The organism is Rhodobacter sp. NTK016B, assembly GCF_017303295.1.
Classification (GTDB): domain Bacteria; phylum Pseudomonadota; class Alphaproteobacteria; order Rhodobacterales; family Rhodobacteraceae; genus Pararhodobacter.
The window spans coordinates 251747-266757 of the sequence record NZ_JAFKOK010000004.1; the positions used below are offsets into that span (position 1 = coordinate 251747).

The 15011-nt window shown below is 66.9% G+C and carries 17 protein-coding genes; 5 read left to right on the top strand and 12 right to left on the bottom strand.

Annotated elements, in window-relative coordinates:
• Window positions 1–46: 46 nt before the first annotated feature.
• Entirely contained in the window at window positions 47–508 is a 462-nt protein-coding gene (locus tag JI664_RS07370) for an RrF2 family transcriptional regulator (protein WP_207013080.1), read from the bottom strand.
• A 296-nt stretch (window positions 509–804) separates the two neighbouring features.
• Between JI664_RS07370 and JI664_RS07375 the strand changes: the two genes are divergently transcribed.
• Window positions 805–2904 carry an acetate--CoA ligase family protein gene (locus JI664_RS07375; RefSeq protein WP_207013081.1) on the top strand — a complete coding sequence of 700 codons (2100 nt, stop codon included), beginning with the start codon at window positions 805–807 and terminating at the stop codon, window positions 2902–2904.
• On the opposite strand, the gene JI664_RS07380 is transcribed toward JI664_RS07375, so the two are convergent.
• Together JI664_RS07380 and JI664_RS07385 are read right to left on the bottom strand one after the other, a co-directional pair.
• On the bottom strand, window positions 2871–3680 hold the full coding sequence (locus JI664_RS07380; protein WP_207013082.1) for an IclR family transcriptional regulator: 810 nt from the start codon (window positions 3678–3680) through the stop codon (window positions 2871–2873). The two genes, JI664_RS07375 and JI664_RS07380, sit on opposite strands and share 34 nt — an antisense overlap.
• A complete protein-coding gene (locus tag JI664_RS07385) occupies window positions 3677–4357 on the bottom strand; it encodes an IclR family transcriptional regulator (RefSeq protein ID WP_207013083.1) in 681 nt (226 codons plus the stop codon). Before JI664_RS07385 ends, JI664_RS07380 begins: the two co-directional genes overlap by 4 nt.
• A gap of 183 nt (window positions 4358–4540) precedes the next feature.
• Between JI664_RS07385 and JI664_RS07390 the strand changes: the two genes are divergently transcribed.
• Genes JI664_RS07390 through JI664_RS07405 form a run of 4 tightly spaced genes read left to right on the top strand, consistent with a single transcriptional unit; the run spans window position 4541 to window position 8274 of the window.
• Window positions 4541–5491 carry a Bug family tripartite tricarboxylate transporter substrate binding protein gene (locus tag JI664_RS07390; protein WP_207013084.1) on the top strand — a complete coding sequence of 317 codons (951 nt, stop codon included), beginning with the start codon at window positions 4541–4543 and terminating at the stop codon, window positions 5489–5491.
• Window positions 5492–5544: 53 nt separating this feature from the next.
• On the top strand, window positions 5545–6288 hold the full coding sequence (locus JI664_RS07395; RefSeq protein ID WP_207013085.1) for an enoyl-CoA hydratase/isomerase family protein: 744 nt from the start codon (window positions 5545–5547) through the stop codon (window positions 6286–6288).
• Window positions 6278–6772 carry a tripartite tricarboxylate transporter TctB family protein gene (locus JI664_RS07400; protein ID WP_207013086.1) on the top strand — a complete coding sequence of 165 codons (495 nt, stop codon included), beginning with the start codon at window positions 6278–6280 and terminating at the stop codon, window positions 6770–6772. Before JI664_RS07395 ends, JI664_RS07400 begins: the two co-directional genes overlap by 11 nt.
• Window positions 6772–8274, top strand: a complete 1503-nt coding sequence (locus JI664_RS07405; RefSeq protein ID WP_207013087.1) for a tripartite tricarboxylate transporter permease — start codon at window positions 6772–6774, stop codon at window positions 8272–8274. Before JI664_RS07400 ends, JI664_RS07405 begins: the two co-directional genes overlap by 1 nt.
• Before the next feature lie 51 nt (window positions 8275–8325).
• Here JI664_RS07405 and JI664_RS07410 read toward each other — a convergent pair whose 3' ends face one another.
• The 9 genes from JI664_RS07410 to JI664_RS07450 all read right to left on the bottom strand — a co-directional run bounded on the left by JI664_RS07410 (window position 8326) and on the right by JI664_RS07450 (window position 14942).
• The gene (locus JI664_RS07410) at window positions 8326–8598 is read right to left on the bottom strand and encodes a hypothetical protein (RefSeq protein ID WP_207013088.1); all 273 of its coding nucleotides are present in this window, start codon (window positions 8596–8598) and stop codon (window positions 8326–8328) included.
• Between the two features lie 88 nt (window positions 8599–8686).
• Window positions 8687–9043: a hypothetical protein gene (locus JI664_RS07415; protein WP_207013089.1), complete on the bottom strand. Its 357-nt coding sequence runs from the start codon at window positions 9041–9043 to the stop codon at window positions 8687–8689.
• 30 nt (window positions 9044–9073) lie between these two features.
• A complete protein-coding gene (locus tag JI664_RS07420) occupies window positions 9074–9334 on the bottom strand; it encodes a hypothetical protein (RefSeq protein WP_207013090.1) in 261 nt (86 codons plus the stop codon).
• A 176-nt stretch (window positions 9335–9510) separates the two neighbouring features.
• Entirely contained in the window at window positions 9511–9795 is a 285-nt protein-coding gene (locus JI664_RS07425) for a hypothetical protein (RefSeq protein ID WP_207013091.1), read from the bottom strand.
• Window positions 9796–9931: 136 nt separating this feature from the next.
• The gene (locus JI664_RS07430; RefSeq protein ID WP_207013092.1) at window positions 9932–10243 is read right to left on the bottom strand and encodes an SH3 domain-containing protein; all 312 of its coding nucleotides are present in this window, start codon (window positions 10241–10243) and stop codon (window positions 9932–9934) included.
• A gap of 101 nt (window positions 10244–10344) precedes the next feature.
• Window positions 10345–12159, bottom strand: a complete 1815-nt coding sequence (locus JI664_RS07435) for an adenylate/guanylate cyclase domain-containing protein (protein ID WP_207013093.1) — start codon at window positions 12157–12159, stop codon at window positions 10345–10347.
• A gap of 1 nt (window position 12160) precedes the next feature.
• Window positions 12161–12850, bottom strand: a complete 690-nt coding sequence (locus JI664_RS07440; protein WP_207013094.1) for a Crp/Fnr family transcriptional regulator — start codon at window positions 12848–12850, stop codon at window positions 12161–12163.
• A gap of 74 nt (window positions 12851–12924) precedes the next feature.
• Complete coding sequence (locus JI664_RS07445; protein WP_207013095.1) at window positions 12925–13569, bottom strand: FecR family protein; 645 nt, start codon at window positions 13567–13569, stop codon at window positions 12925–12927.
• Between the two features lie 116 nt (window positions 13570–13685).
• Window positions 13686–14942 (bottom strand): glycerate kinase type-2 family protein, encoded by a 1257-nt coding sequence (locus JI664_RS07450; RefSeq protein WP_207013096.1) that lies wholly within the window; start codon window positions 14940–14942, stop codon window positions 13686–13688.
• Between the last annotated feature and the right edge of the window lie 69 nt (window positions 14943–15011).

Below are 15011 nucleotides of genomic sequence, written 5' to 3' on the forward strand. Positions count from 1 at the left end.
CTGTTGCGCAACGCGGACCAAGCCGACCGCCGCCGCGCCGTTCGGGTCAGGCGAGTTGGTTCGACGGCTGGCCGGTCCCGCTCTGGAAAATCCCTTCCAGCGCCGTGTTGCCGGTGATGAGATCCTGCACCGTGTACTTGTCGAGCGTGGCGTAAAACGCCGTCAGCGCGTCACACAGAATGCCCTTGAGCCGACAGGCCGAGCAGAGCGGGCAGGTATTTCGCTCGGCATCCATGCATTCGGCGAAGGGCAGGTCGGCCTCGAACAGCCGAAAAACCGTGCCGATGGAGATCTCGTCGGCCTCGCGCGCCAGCACGATCCCGCCGCCGCGCCCGCGCGAGGTGATCAGATAGCCCACGCTTTCAAGCTGGTTCACCACCTGCGCGACATGGTGGAACGAGGCGTTGTAGGCGCGCGCCACATCGGCGGTGCGCAGGCTGTCGGGATAGGTCACCGCGCAATGCATGAGCGTGCGCATGGCAAGGTTCGTTCTCAAAGTCAGTCGCATGAAGGGTCCATCGTGAAGAGCGGGCCGGTCGGAGGCGGGCAATAGGGAAGCGGGGCAATCTGGAAGCGGGGCGGGGCCGGGCTGCGCGGATAATCCGCGTCTTTCGCGCGTATTTCCTAGGCAGGCTGAACCCCGGCGGCCTTGATCCAGATCAGAAACCGCAAAGCCAAGCGCCGGATTGATGCGGCCAAGCCGCATGCAGGCAACCCGAGCACGCGCTTGACTTTGCCGGGCTTCCTCCGCAATCTGCCAAATAGGGAAACATAGTTCCATTATATGGAACATCGGGAGGAAAGATGACAGATATGGGCGACCGTATCGGAATCGCGCGCATCATCGCGCCGCATTCCATCGCGCTGATCGGCGCGACCGAGGATTACGCGAAATTCGGGGGGCGTATCTTTCATCACCTTGTCGAGCACGGCTACGCGGGCACGATCTATCCGATCAATCCGCGCCGTGAGACGGTCTTGGGCATCAAGGCCTATCCCAGCGTGCGCGACCTTCCCGCCGCGCCCGATATCGCGTTGGTCGCGGTGCCGGCCTCGAAGCTGGAAGAGATGATCACCGATTGCGGCGAGGCGGGCGTGGGGGCCTGTGTCGTCGTCACCGCGCAGATGGCCGAATTCGGTGCCGAGGGCGCGGCGCTGGAAGCCCGCATCACCGAGATCGCGCGCGGCTACGGAATGCGGATCGTCGGGCCCAATTGCATGGGCTTCATCGTGCCCGCCGCCGATATGGCTCTGTCCTCGACGCCCACGCTTCGCTATACCGGCCCGTTCCGCAAGGGCGGGGTGGCGCTGGTCAGCCAGTCGGGCGCGCTGATGGGGGCGCTTTACGTCGCCTCGCACGATCACGGCGTGGGCTTGTCGGGCATGGTCAGCATCGGCAATCAGGCCGATCTGGAACTGTGCGATTTTCTGGACGGTTTTATCGCGGATCCGGCGACGCGGGTGATCTGCCTCTATGTCGAGGGTCTGAAATCGCCCGCCCGGCTGCGCGATCTGGCGCTGAAGGCGCGCGCGGCGGGCAAGACCATTCTGGCGGTCAAGGCCGGGCGGACCGAGGCGGGCAGCGTCATGGCACGCTCGCATACTTCGTCGCTGGCCGGGTCGTTCTCGGCTTTCGAAACCCTGTGCCACGAGACCGGCATCGTCGTGATGGACGATCCCGACAGCATGATCCTTGTGGCCGGGCTGATGGATGCCAACCCGCCGATGGCGACGGGCGGCATCGGTGTCGTATGTTCGTCGGGCGGAGGCGGTGCGGTGCTGGCGGACCGGATGGATCTGGCCGGATTGCCGGTCGCGTCCTATGACGACGTCACGCGCACCCGCATGGACGGTGATTTCCAGCGCGCGCATCAGAACAACCCGCTGGATCTGGGCGCGCATAAGGGGGCGCTGGATTTCGGGATCTTCGAACGCGCGATCCACGCGGTGCATGAGGATCCGAATGTCGGGCTGCTGACCTATGTTCTGACGCCCCAGCCGCTGATGCCCGAGACGATGCGCTGTCTCATCGACACGTTCAAACGGCAGACGAAGCCGGTTCTGATCGTACAGACCACCTCGCGCTTTGCGGGCGATCTGCGTGAGATGCTGCTGGAGGCGGGCGTGCCGCATGTCACCCGCGTCGACGATGCGCTCAGGGTGATGGAGGCGATGGTGGCGCGGCGCGATGCGCTGGTGCGCGACGGGGTGCCTGCGCGGATCGCCGGGCAGGCCGTGGCCGTGGCGCCGCGCGCGGGCTTCCTGACCGAGCCCGAGGTCAAGGCGATGCTGGCCGCCGCTGGCGTTCGCGTGCCGGGCGCCGAAGGCTGCGGCACGCTGGACGAAGCGCTCGCCATCGCCGCGCGGATCGGTTTCCCGCTGGTGATGAAGGGCGTCGCGGCGGATGTCGTGCACAAATCGGATGCGGGGCTGGTCAAGGTCGGCATCGAAGACGAGGCGGCGCTGCGCGACGCCTATGCCCAGATCGCCGCGGCCTTTGCCGAACACGCGCCGGGGCAGCCGGTGCGGGTGGATGTGCAGCAGATGATCGGCGCGGGTGTCGAGCTTCTGGTCGGCGCCACGAACGAGCCGGGCTTCGGGCCGCAGATCGTCGTTGGCGCGGGCGGCGTCTATGTCGAGCTTCTGAAAGACGTGGCTCAGGCCAGCGCGCCGGTCAGCCCGGCCGAGGCCGAGGCGCTGTTGCGGCGGCTCAAGCTCTGGCCGCTGTTGACGGGCGCGCGCGGGCAGGATCCCGTCGACATGCCCGCGCTCTGCGACGCCATCGCGCGGATTTCGCAGGTGGCGGCGGATCTGGGCGACAGCCTTGTGGATATGGAGGTCAATCCGCTGCGCGCAACGGCTGACGGCGCCTATGCGCTGGACGGACGCGCGACGCTCGCCTGACCGGGAAACTGCGGCGGGGCGACGCCGCCCCGCCAGCCATTGGCCCAGGCGGCCTCGATCTGGCGGATCGTGTCGTGTTGCAGGGCCACGTAGCGGGCGATCGTATCCTCGCCCAGCCGGTTCATCGGCCCGGCGATGCTGAGCGCGGCCACGACGTCGCCGTGGCGGTCGCGCACCGGGCTGGCGACGCCCTTGGCGTCTTCGTTCACCTCGCCGATGGCGACCGCGTAACCCTGTTCGCGGATCTGGGCGAGCTGGGCGCGCAGCGCGTCGGGATCGGTGATCGAGCGCATGGTATAGGCCACGAGCGAACGCGCCACCTCGTCGATGACCGAAGCCGGGGCATGGGCCAGCAGAACCTTGCCGCTGGACACCGATTGCAGCGGCGCGCGGGCGCCCAGATAGGCGAGCGTGCGCACGACCGAGCGGCTTTCGATCCTGTCGGCCACCACGTTCCACAGCCCGTCGCGCACGTTGAGCATGACATTCTCAGGCACCTGCTCGGACAGCCGCAAAAGGAACGGATGCGCCACCGCCACCAGCGTGTTGCGCGCCAACAGCCGCGCGCCCATCTCGAAGCTGCGAAACGTGGCCTCGTAAAGCGTGCTGTCCTCGGCCTGCCGGACGTAATCGAGTTCCTGCAGCGTCTGCAGCAGATGGAACGCGTTCGAACGCGTGATGCCATTGGCACGGGCAATGTCGCTCAGCCGCATCGGGCCGTCGGCCCGGCTGAGCCCTTCGAGCACGCGAAAGGCTTTTTCCACGGATTTGATCATGCGGCGTGCTCCGGTTTGCCTGCGCCCGGCGTGTCGCCGGAAAAAGCCCGCGCGCGCAGTTGCGCCAGCGCGTCGAGCAGCGGCGCAAGGCGGTCGTCGGTATAGCGGCTGGCGGGGCCGACAAGGCCGATCGCCCCAAGCGCCGGGTTCGCATCAAGTGACAGGGGCAGGGCGATCTCGAATGTGTGGCGCTGGGGGTGGTCGGTGATCAACCCGTAGGCGCCATGCGCGGGATGGCTCGGCGCCTCTGCCGCCAGCGCGCAGCCAAAGGCCGTGTCCTGCGGGGCGAAGGTCTGGTTCTCGGGCAGGATCGCGGCCAGCGAGCGGACAGGCAGGGCATTGGCGATCACCACGATCCCCGCGCCCGAGGGCAGCGCGAACGAGGCGGTTTCATCGGTCCGGCGCGCGAGGTCTTCCAGATGCGGCACCAACGCTTCGCGGTAGCGCGTGCGGGTGGTAACGCTCTGACCCAGCAGCGCGACCTTCAGCGACGCGCTGTATCGGCGCTCGACCGGGTCGTGCAGCACGTAGCCCGCAGCGACAAGTGTCGACAGGGTGCGGTGGATATTGGACTTGGGCAGCCCGGTCTCACGGGCGAGGTCGGCGATCTGGACGGGGCCGTCCGCGCCGATAACGCGTTCAAAGATATCGAGACCTTTCAATAATGTACGATCCAACGTCGCGCTCCCCTTTGGGTCAGGATACGGGCGGAAACCGGAGGAGGTCAATGCGGCGTACCATCACCAAGTGTTCCAACATATAGAACGCAATACAGTATTGCGAGACAAATGGACGCGTGCTAGCCTCCGAGTCGTCTGGGAGGACAGCGCCCGTGCAGGGCGCCGACATGGGAGGATTTCATGCGGAAGACTTTGGCTTCGTCGCTGGCGCTGATCGTCGGCATTGGTGCAACGCAGGCGCTGGCCGAATGGCCCGAGCGTCCGATCACGATGATCGTGCCCTATAATCCGGGCGGGACGACCGACATTCTGGCGCGCCGCGCCGCCGATGCGATCTCGGCCGCCGTGGGGCAGCCCGTGGTGGTGGAAAACCGTCCCGGCGCGGGCGGTGTCGTCGGTGCCACGCAGGCCGCTCAGGCCGATGGCGACGGCTACACGATTTTCTTCGGCAACAACGCCACGCAGGTCGTTCAGCCGCTCATCAACCCTGCTGTCAGCTATGACCCGCAGGCGGATTTCGTGGGCATCGCCACCGTCGCCGATGCGGCAAGCTTTCTCGCCGTCAACGGCGATCTTCCGGTGACCAATGTCGAGGAATTCGTCACCTGGCTGGGTGAGAACGACGCGACATACGGCACCGCGGGCGTGGGCTCGATGGGGCAGTTCACCGCCGAGATGTTCCTGCTCGCCACCGATACCGACGCCACGCATATCCCCTATCAGGGATCGAACAACGCGATGGCGGCGGTGATGTCGGGCGAGATCGACTTCATGGCCGACCCGGTCGCGGCGACGCAGGCGGGCGACAGCCATCTTCGCATCATCGCCGCGCTGACCGCCGACCGTCACCCGAACCTGCCCGACATGCCCACCGCGCGTGAGCAGGGCGTCGATATGGCGATCGAAGGCTGGTTCGGTCTCTGGGCGCCCGATGGCACCGATCCCGCCTATTTGCAGGCGATGTCCGCGCCGCTGGCCGATCTGGTCGCCAGCGACAGCTACCGCGAGCAGGTGCTGCGGATGGGAATCCTGCCGATCTATCGCGATCCGGCGGCCACCGATGCGGCGGTCGATGCGATGATGGTCGACTTTGCCGAGATCCGCGACGCGGCCGGCATTTCCATCGAGTAAGGACACCGTGCGACCCCGCCCCGGGGCGGGGTTCGCCGCACCGGGTTGGGCCCATGACTTTTGACAATATCGACTATCTCGAACAGGGCGGCATTGCCGAGATCACGATCCGGCGCCCCGAGAAGAAGAACGCGCTGACCGCGCAGATGTTCACCGATCTGCGCGCGTGTTTCGACGCGTTCGCAGCGGGTGACGCGCGGGTGGCGATCCTGAAATCGGTCAGCGACGACGTGTTCAGCGCGGGGGCCGATCTGACCGATCCGCCCGAGCGCTTCTGGGAAGGCGTGCCCGAGCTGGGCTTTCGTTGCGACAAACCGATCATTGCCGCGATCAGCGGCAAGGTGATCGGCGCGGCGGTGGTGCTGACGCAGATGTGCGACCTCGTCGTGATGACCGAGGATTCCGCGCTGATCTACCCCGAAGCCAAGGTCGGCGTCGCCAAGGGTGGCGTGTCGATCCTGACCAAGCGGATGCCGCTGCGCGTTGCGCTGGAAATGATGTTCACGGGCGAACCTCTGAGCGGCGAGCGTGCCTATCAGGTGGGCGTGGCAAATGCGCTCGTGGCGCCGGGCCAGCATGTGACCCATGCCCGCGAGATGGCGCAGAAGATCGCCGCCAATGCGCCTTTGGTGGTCGAGATGCTCAAGCGCCTGTCGCTGGACACGCTGGGCGATGCGCCGATGCAGACGCAGATCGACCTTGCCGCGCGGGTCGAGCGGGTGATGACCTCGGAAGACGCCGTCAACGCGCTCGAAGCCTTCAAGGCCAAGCGGAAGCCGGTGTTCCATGGCCGCTGAACCCCGGACCGGCAGGCCGCAGCCGCGCGGGCTGTGGCGCATCCTGACCGCGCGCGAAGGTCTGGGGGCGGTGTTCCTGCTGATCTGCGCGCTGATCGTGGGGATCGAGGCTTCGGGCCTGTCGATGGGGCGCGGGCGTATGGTCGGGCCGGGCTATTTCCCGGCGATCCTGTGTGCGCTTTTCGTGCTGTTCGCGGTGATCCTGCTGGTGCAGGCCATCGCGCCGGGCCGCGTCACGGTGGCTTTCGGCCCGCTCAGACCGGCGGCGATGATGATCGCGGCCATCGCGGCCTTTTGCCTGACATTCCCGTTTCTGGGGGCCGGCGGAGCGATCATCATTCTGGTGGTGATCGCGGCCCTGGCCGAAAGCGGGCGCAGGCCGCTTGAATTGCTGATCCTGTCGGTGGTGCTGGTGGCGCTTGTGTGGCTCGTGTTCCGCATCGGGTTGAACCTGCAATTGCCGATGTATCCGGGAGACGTGTGATGATCGAGAACCTGATGCTGGGGTTCGAGGTCGCGTTTTCGGCCTCGACGCTGCTTTACTGCTTCCTCGGCGTGTCCATCGGCATGTTCATCGGCGTGCTGCCCGGCGTGGGGCCGCTGGCGGCGATCTCGATGCTGCTGCCGCTGACCTATTACACCACGCCCACCAACGCGCTGGTGATGCTCGCGGGCATCTATTACGGCGCGCAATATGGTGGCTCGGTCGCGTCGATCCTGCTCAGGCTGCCGGGGACGGCGTCCAGCGCAGTGGTCTGTCTCGACGGCTACGAGATGACGCGCAAGGGCCGTGCGGGGGCGGCGTTGTTCCTGTCGGCGGTGGCGTCCTTCGTGGGCGGTTCGATCGGCATCATCCTGATGGCAGCCTTCGCGCCCGCGCTGGCGGAATTCGCGCTGCGCTTCGGCAGTCAGGAATACTTCATGCTGATGGCCCTCGGCCTTGTCGCTGCCTCGACCCTGTCCGAGGGATCGGCGGTCAAGGGGCTGGCGATGGTGATCTTCGGGCTGGTGCTGGGTATCGTCGGGCTCGATACGATCTCGGGCACGATGCGCTTCACCTATGGCGAGATGCAGCTTGTCGACGGGATTTCGCTGGTCGCCTCGGCCATGGGGCTGTTCGGGCTGAGCGAGATCCTCGTGAATATCGGCAAGGGCGAGCGCGGCGTGAGCACGCAGAAGGTCACGATGCGCTCGATGATCCCGACCCGACAAGAACTGCGCGATTGCTGGCCCGCGATCTGGCGTGGCTCGGCAATCGGCTCGTTCTTTGGCGCGCTGCCGGGGACCGGATCGACGATTGCGTCCTTCTTTTCCTATGCCGTCGAGCGCAAGGTCGCGCGCAATGCCAAGACCATGGGGCAGGGCGCCGTCGAAGGGGTCGCGGGCCCCGAGGCCGCCAACAACTCAGCCGCGCAGACCGCCTTCATCCCGACCCTGACGCTGGGCGTGCCGGGCGACGCGGTGATGGCGCTGATGCTGGGCGCGATGATCGTGCACGGGGTCCAGCCGGGTGCGGCGATGCTGAACGACACGCCCGAGGTCTTCTGGGGCCTGATCGCCAGCTTCTGGATCGGCAACCTGATCCTCGTGATCTTCAACATCCCCCTGATCGGGTTGTGGGTCAGCCTGCTGCGCATTCCCTATCGCTGGCTTTACCCCGCCATCGTCGTGCTGATCGTGATCGGCACCTATTCGGTCAACCTGTCGGTTTTCGATGTCTATCAGCTGCTGGCTTTCGGGGTGCTGGGATGGCTGCTCAGGATCCTCGCCTTTCCGACCGCGCCGCTGGTTCTGGGGATCGTGCTGGGACCGATGATCGAAGAGAATTTCCGTCGCTCGCTGATGCTGTCGCGCGGGGATTACATGACTTTTCTGGAACGCCCGATCTCTCTGGTGTTGCTGCTGGCGACGCTGGCGATCATCGGCGCTCAGTTGGTCCTGCCACTGTGGCGCCGATGGCAGGCCCGGGCCGAGGCGGGCGCGTAACACGACGAAAGGCCCGGCAGAGATGCCGGGCCTTTTCTTGTCGTGCCGGGGTCAGTGGGTGCCGTTCGGGCAATGATTGGTCTCGGTCGAGACCCAGATGCCGGGATACCACGCATTGCCGCCTTCAAGCTCGACCAGCAGCCAGCCATCCACCATCTGATAGGCTTCGATCTGCATGCAGGCGTTGAAGCGATAAAGCTGTTCGCTGTTCACGGTGGGCTGCGCCTGCGCGATGCCGGGGGTGACCACGTAAAACGTCACGGCAGACGCGGCAGCGGGGGCGAGAAGGGCGAGGGTTGCGGCGGCAAGGGCGGTCTTGAACATCGGAAATCTCCATGAAGGCTGTGAAAAACTTGGCATGAGTGCAGGGATTGTGCCCGATTGGCGGGCCTGTGTCTGTGGCTTTGGCGGATCAGAAGTTCGACAGAACCCCCAGCGCGATCGCCCCCAGCGCCAGCGCGCCGATGACCTCGCGGGTATTGTCGTCCCGCTGCGGTCGGTAGCGCAGATTGCTGTGGCAGCCTGCCCGCACCGGGCGCAGGCGGTCGACCGGATACCATCCGCGCACCGTTTCGTATTCGACCAGCGCATACCCGCGGCGGATGCGCAGAACCTCGACTTGTCCGCAGGCGCGCACCGCGCCGGTCATAGCGCTGTTGGGATTGGGGCGGGCAAAGAGCGGGCTGGTTGAGGTGACGAGCGCACTATCGGCAAGGGCAGCCGAAGCAGCGAGGGCGATAGGGGCGGCGAGCAGGATCTTGCGGAACATGACGGGGTCCTTTCGATGGGCTTGGAAAGATCAGCGGCGCGACAGCAGCAGGCCGATGGCAAGGCCCACGACGGCGGCGCCCACAGCGATCTCGGCATTGGTCTGGGTGTTGTGGCGCGGGCGCTGCGGATGCTGCGGCTGGACCGGGCGGTCGACCGGATAGGAATAGACACCCGGCTGGCTGTGGGTCGGCCAGGGCTCGACCGGGGTGCCGTAATCGCTGGCATGAACGGGCAGGGCGTTGATCAGGGTAGCGGCGGCGGTGACGGTGAAGATGGCGTTGCGGATCATCGGGTCGGTCCTTTCGGGTTTTCGCGGGTTGCTGTGTGTCTCGATGTCTTCACTCTGCCGCGATTCCCCGCCATGCGCGGTTCCCGGGGGAACAGGGGCGCGCGGCTCTGACGAAAACGCACAAAAAAACGGACCCTCGCGGGTCCGTTTCGGTCGTGTCCGGGATCGGGGCGCGCTCAGCGGCGACTGTTGCGCCAGATGATGCCGTGGCCGCCCGGCGTTTCGACAATGTGGCAGACCTCGCGCCACCCCCAGCGCCCACGCACGATCCGGCAGCGGGTGCTGACCGCCGTGCCGATCTCGCCTTCGGGCGCGGCGTCATAGCGCTCGCCGTAGGTCTGGTGCTGCGGCACCGTCGCGCCGGGATTGTAGCGGTTCTGATAGCTGTAATCCGTGGCGCTTGCGGCGACAGGGGCCAGCGTGGCGGTGGCGGCGAGGGCGATGAGGGTGGTGCGGAACATGGTCGTCTCCTGTGGGTGTGCGTTGCGATGACCCCGTTATGGCGCATCGGCAGAGGGCATGCGGTTCCGCAGGGAACAGGGCAAATGCGAAACGGGCCCCGCAAAGGGGGCCCGTTCATGCCGTGTCAGGGTCGGATCAATACCCGCTTTGCCCGCCCGAATGACCGCCGCTCGGCGCCGCGTGGTAACCAGAGCCACAATGCGCATTGTTGTCCGCGACGTAGCGGCCCGACAGCCAGCCATTATGGCCCTGCCACGCGGCGCGGACCCAGCCGTTCTGCCATTCATAGGTTTCGATCACCGCACAGCGCGGCAGGGCGGTGATGACCGTGTATTGGGTCGAGGGCCCTTCCCGGAAATTGACGCCGGCGGTCGTCCAGCCCTCGGTCGCCGAAGCGGCGACGGGCAGCAGGGCCAGGGTTGCGGCGATAAGAGTATTGCGGATCATAGGTGTCAGTCCTTTGCAAAGAGTTACGGTACCCGGCACTTGGACCGGGAATACCGTCATAAGGACCCGGTCCGATCCGCGCGGTTCCGCAGGGAACAGGATCAACCGTCCCCCAAGGTGAAGAGGTCGAGCGGCCCGAAGCCGCGCATTTCGTGCCGACCGAGCGGGCGCAGGGAGGCACGGGACAGTGCCGCCGCACCCGGACCGATAACCACCGCCGGGCCCAGCGTTTTGCCAGCCTGTTCCAACCGTGCGGCAAGGTTCACGCAGGCACCATGCGCGGTGTAATCGATGCGCGACGCCGTCCCGACATCGCCCAGCACCGCCTCGCCGCTCTCGATCCCGATCCGCGTGCGCCCGAACTGAAGAACCTCGCGCAGGCTATCGGTTTCCCTTATGATTTCCTGCGCGGCCTCAAGCGCGTGATCGACATGGCCGGGCTGATCCAGCGGTGCGTTGAACAGCGCGTGGACAGCGTCGCCGACGATCTTGTCGACCATTCCCCCATGCCGCAGGATCACCGCGCAAACGGTATCGAAGTAACGGTCGAGCGCGGCGATCAGCTCTTCGGGGTCACGGCTGCGCGTGGCAGCGGTGAAGCCTTCTAGATCGGTGAAAAACGCGGTGATTTCACGGCGTTCTCCGCTAAGCCTGAGAAGGTTGGGACGCTCGGCCAACCGCGACACGACCACCGGCGGCAAGATCTGTCCCATGCGCTGGCGCAGCGCGCGCTCGGCACGGGCGGTCAGCGCGGCCTGCGCGATCAGCGCCACCGTCGCGGCGGCCACCACCGCCAACGCGGGCAGCATCGGATCATAGAGCCGTCCGTCCAGCAAATACGCCGCAACAGCGCCGCCCGACAGCACCGCGCCAAGGCCAAGCGTCAGCGCGGCCCCCCAAAGCGGCGCGAGGCCGGGCAGCGCCAGCGCCAGAATCCCACCCGCCAGCGTCAGCGCGCCAGCTTCGATCACGGCCGCGTTGCCGGGCCGCCACGGCACGGCGTCGGCCAGAAGATCGGTGGTCAGATCGGCGGCGATCTGGACCGATGGGTAAAGCGGCCCGGCCGAGGTCGGTCGCAACCCGCCCCGCTGCGGAACGGACGAGCCGACGATCAGGATTTGACCTTCGGCAACAATGGCTTCGCCGGACAAGATCGCTGCGGCATCCAGCGTGCGTGCCGCGCGCTCGGCGGCGTCCCGGGGGCGCAGCCGCAGGCTTGCCAGATCGTCGAGCGGGACAGAAAGCGCGCCCATCATCAGCCGCAGCCCGTCCTCGGTCCGGGCGATCACCGGGGCCGAGACGCCGAGCGCACGGCGGGCGAGCTCCAGTGGCAGCGACGGCACGGCGCTGTCGCCGATCCGCACCGCCACCGGCCCGAGACGCACGCGCGCCTCGGCGTCGCCGGGCAGCGACAGGCTGGTAAGCGTCACACTATCGGACAGGAACCCCGCGCACGGGGACTCGGCCCCCGGTGCCGCCCACAGATGCGTGGCTGCGTCCTGCGTCATCCCCATCGCCGCCGGCGCGCCCGGCAGGCTGGTGCCGCTGACCGAGAGCAGGACGCCCAGCACATTGGGTGCGCGCGAAAAGCTGGCGGCGAGGGCGAAGTTCTCGGCAGAAGCCTCGCAATTTCCTGCGAAAACCACGTCCCAGCCGATCACTTGCGGCTGGCTTTCGGCAAGCCTTGCGGCCAGCCTGGCCGACGCCGCGCGCGACCATGCCACGCCGGTATCGTCGGTGCGGGGAATGTCGATGACGCTCACGGCTTGGTTTTCGGGTGGCGCATCCAGCCTGACCAGCATGTCGAGCGCGCGATCTTGCCAGCCGGCGATGGCCGGGGGCCGCCACCAGAGCAGCGCCGCCGCGATCAGGCATAGCGCCAGCACGACGATGGCGGCGAGTGGGTGGCGTGGCATGTCAGCCTTCGCCCCCCGCTTCAAGCCTTAAGCCGCTGATATCGCAGCGCCATGCGCCCGCCTCTTCGGCAAGCAGGCCCTCGTCGCGGAAATCCTGCAGAACCTTGTTCACCTTGGGCCGTGTTGCGCCCAGAACGGCGGCAAGTTCGCCTTGCGACAGGCCCAGCGACAGGCCTGCGCCCTCGGGAATGTCGGCGCCGTGAAGTTGCTCGAGGGTGATCAGCAGGAACCGCGCAACACGCGCGCGAAGTTGGTAAAGGGCGATAGATTCAAGCTGCAGCGTGGTCGCGCGCAGCATGGTCGAAACGCGGGTCAGCGCGGCCTCGTAGAACGCCGTGTCGCGCGCGGCCAGCCGGTCGAAATCGCGCCGCGACAGGACAAAGCCGCTGACGTGACCGACGGCGGTGGCATCGGCAGAGCGGGGCTGACGGTCGAAAAGCGCAATCTCTCCAAGCATTTCCCCCGCTTCCGCGTGACGCAGCACAAGCTCTTTGCCGGCTTGCGTGACCAGCGAAACGCGGATGCGGCCGTCTTCGATCGCGACCAGCCAGTCGCCCGGATCGCCACGTTGGAACAGAACTTCGCCGGGGGCCCATGACCGCGCACGTGCGGCGTCGGCCACGGCATCGAGCGCCTCGCCGGGCAGGCTTTCGAACATCTCGAAGGATTTCCAGAAGCCCCGGTTGCGCATGACGATTCCCCTTTGCCGCGCCGTGATGGTGCAGGATCAAGAGGAAGCCGTAAAGCCCTGACAGGGCGCAGGTTTCATTCGCTGTCGGGGGTGTCTTCGAGCGGCTCGCCGGTGGGGGTGACGCCAAGGCTGGCAAAGGCCGCGTCGATGCGTGGCGAGGACCATTGCGTCACCACGCCCGGCTCGGCTCCTTCCGCGAGTACGCAGCCATCGCCCGCGTTGAGCGTGCGGGTGGTGTCGGCATTGCTGACCGTCACAGTACCGCGCTGGACGAAGACGGCGTAATCGCCCGACGAGGGACCGACGAAGAACCGCGTGCCGCGCACGCCGATCTCGCCGAACGCCGTCACAACGCGCAGATCGAGCGGCGGCATGTCGTCGGGCCGGTCGAAGACCATCGCGCCGCCGACCTGAATGACGCCGCCGACCTCGGACAGAAAATTTGCCAGTTCAATCTGGCTGTTAACCCCTAGATTGATGCGCGTGTCACGGTTGAGATAGAGGAGCGCAAGCCCGTCCTCGCCGGTGCGCGCGGTATCGCCGTTCATCAGCGCGGCACCAGTTTCGAGCGCCATCTCTTCGGCCCCGCGTTGCAGCATCCCGTCGCCCGAGACCGCGAGGACTTCGCCCAGTTCGGACCCGGTCGAGGCATGGGCCATCCGGACGAGCGGCAGGGTCGCGGCGGCGGCGAGGACGTGTCGACGGGTGATAAGCGGCATGAAGGCTATCCGGTTTGATCAAAGGGCTGGATGAAGGCCCGAAGGGTAACATGGCCCTCACAGGCGGCGCATCAACTATCACTGAGCCTGCGCGAAGGCCCGCGCGCGGGGCCTCATCAAGCCTTAGGTTCGATCAATATCGCCCGGAAATCATTGACATTCGTCAGGGTCGGACCCGTCACGACCTGCGCGCCGATCCTCCCGAAGAAGCCGTGCGCGTCATTGGTGGCGAGGGCCTGCTCGGCCTCCTCGCGGTGGCCGTCCAGCGTATCGGGACCGATCAGCGCGCCCGCCACTTCCGCAGCGCCGTCGACGCCGTCCGTATCGCAGGCAATGGCGTGGATGCCCGGCGCGCCGTCGAGCGCGAGCGCCAAGGCAAGGCAGAATTCCGCATTGGGCCCGCCCGAACCGTCACCGCGCCGGGTCACGGTCAGCTCGCCCCCCGACAGCAGCAGGCGCGGCGCGTCACCGGGGGCGAGCGTCTTCTGCATCTCGAGCGCCTGATGCGCCATCTCCACGGCGACGTCGCGCGCTTCGCCTTCGAGCGCGTCGCCAAGGATTTCGGTCGCGATCCCGTCGGCCCGCGCCAGCTCGGCAGCGGCGGCGAGGGATTGCGCGGGGGCCGCGTAGATCACGTTCTCGACTCGCGACAGCCGGGGGTCCCCGGGGGGAATGACGCCGGTCGGACGTTCAAGCGCGGCCCGGACCGGGGCGGGCAGGTCTATCTGCCAACGCTCGATCACCGCGCGGACATCCGCGACGGTCGACGGATCGCCCACGGTGGGCCCTGAGCCGATAAAAGCCGGATCGTCGCCCGGCACGTCCGAGATCATCAGCGCCAGCATCCGCGCGGGATAGGCGGCGGCGGCAAGCTGTCCGCCCTTCACCCGGCTCAGATGTTTGCGCACGATATTCATCTTGCCGATTGGCGCCCCCGAGGCGAGGAGCGCACTGTTCACGGCCTTCTTGTCCTCAAGGCTGATCCCGTCACAGGGGGAAATCAGCAGCGCCGAGGCGCCGCCGGAAATGAGCGCGAGAACGAAATCGTCCTCACTCAGCCCGTCGAGCAGGGTGAGCATCCGGGCGGTGGCGTCGGCACCAGCCTGATCGGGAACGGGATGCGCCGCTTCGACAATTTCGATGCCCTGACAGGGCCTTGCATAGCCGTAGCGGGTGATGACCAACCCCTCGCAAGGGCCCCATGCGGCCTCGACCGCTTCGGCCATGCGGGCGCTGGCCTTGCCGGCGCCGACCACGACGATGCGGCCCTCAGGCTTGGGCGGCAGGGCCTCGGCCAGCGTGCGCATCGGGTCGGCGACCTCGACCGCGCGGTCGAAGAGGCGGCGCAGAAGCGTTTCGGGCTGGTCGATCATGGCAAGTCCTTGTGGCCGGTCAGTCGGGCGCATCATGGCGCGTCGGGGCGGGCTGTGAAAGGCCGCAAA

What these genes read in the sequence shown, in the direction of transcription:
- JI664_RS07440 (WP_207013094.1), bottom strand. Translation starts at nt 12,850, where the DNA reads ATGCGCAACCGGGGCTTCTGGAAATCCTTCGAGATGTTCGAAAGCCTG.
- JI664_RS07445 (WP_207013095.1), bottom strand. Translation starts at nt 13,569, where the DNA reads ATGCCGCTTATCACCCGTCGACACGTCCTCGCCGCCGCCGCGACCCTG.
- JI664_RS07395 (WP_207013085.1), top strand. Translation starts at nt 5,545, where the DNA reads ATGACTTTTGACAATATCGACTATCTCGAACAGGGCGGCATTGCCGAG.
- JI664_RS07415 (WP_207013089.1), bottom strand. Translation starts at nt 9,043, where the DNA reads ATGTTCCGCAAGATCCTGCTCGCCGCCCCTATCGCCCTCGCTGCTTCG.
- JI664_RS07450 (WP_207013096.1), bottom strand. Translation starts at nt 14,942, where the DNA reads ATGATCGACCAGCCCGAAACGCTTCTGCGCCGCCTCTTCGACCGCGCG.
- JI664_RS07420 (WP_207013090.1), bottom strand. Translation starts at nt 9,334, where the DNA reads ATGATCCGCAACGCCATCTTCACCGTCACCGCCGCCGCTACCCTGATC.
- JI664_RS07370 (WP_207013080.1), bottom strand. Translation starts at nt 508, where the DNA reads ATGCGACTGACTTTGAGAACGAACCTTGCCATGCGCACGCTCATGCAT.
- JI664_RS07405 (WP_207013087.1), top strand. Translation starts at nt 6,772, where the DNA reads ATGATCGAGAACCTGATGCTGGGGTTCGAGGTCGCGTTTTCGGCCTCG.
- JI664_RS07410 (WP_207013088.1), bottom strand. Translation starts at nt 8,598, where the DNA reads ATGTTCAAGACCGCCCTTGCCGCCGCAACCCTCGCCCTTCTCGCCCCC.
- JI664_RS07430 (WP_207013092.1), bottom strand. Translation starts at nt 10,243, where the DNA reads ATGATCCGCAATACTCTTATCGCCGCAACCCTGGCCCTGCTGCCCGTC.
- JI664_RS07380 (WP_207013082.1), bottom strand. Translation starts at nt 3,680, where the DNA reads ATGATCAAATCCGTGGAAAAAGCCTTTCGCGTGCTCGAAGGGCTCAGC.
- JI664_RS07435 (WP_207013093.1), bottom strand. Translation starts at nt 12,159, where the DNA reads ATGCCACGCCACCCACTCGCCGCCATCGTCGTGCTGGCGCTATGCCTG.
- JI664_RS07390 (WP_207013084.1), top strand. Translation starts at nt 4,541, where the DNA reads ATGCGGAAGACTTTGGCTTCGTCGCTGGCGCTGATCGTCGGCATTGGT.
- JI664_RS07400 (WP_207013086.1), top strand. Translation starts at nt 6,278, where the DNA reads ATGGCCGCTGAACCCCGGACCGGCAGGCCGCAGCCGCGCGGGCTGTGG.
- JI664_RS07375 (WP_207013081.1), top strand. Translation starts at nt 805, where the DNA reads ATGACAGATATGGGCGACCGTATCGGAATCGCGCGCATCATCGCGCCG.
- JI664_RS07425 (WP_207013091.1), bottom strand. Translation starts at nt 9,795, where the DNA reads ATGTTCCGCACCACCCTCATCGCCCTCGCCGCCACCGCCACGCTGGCC.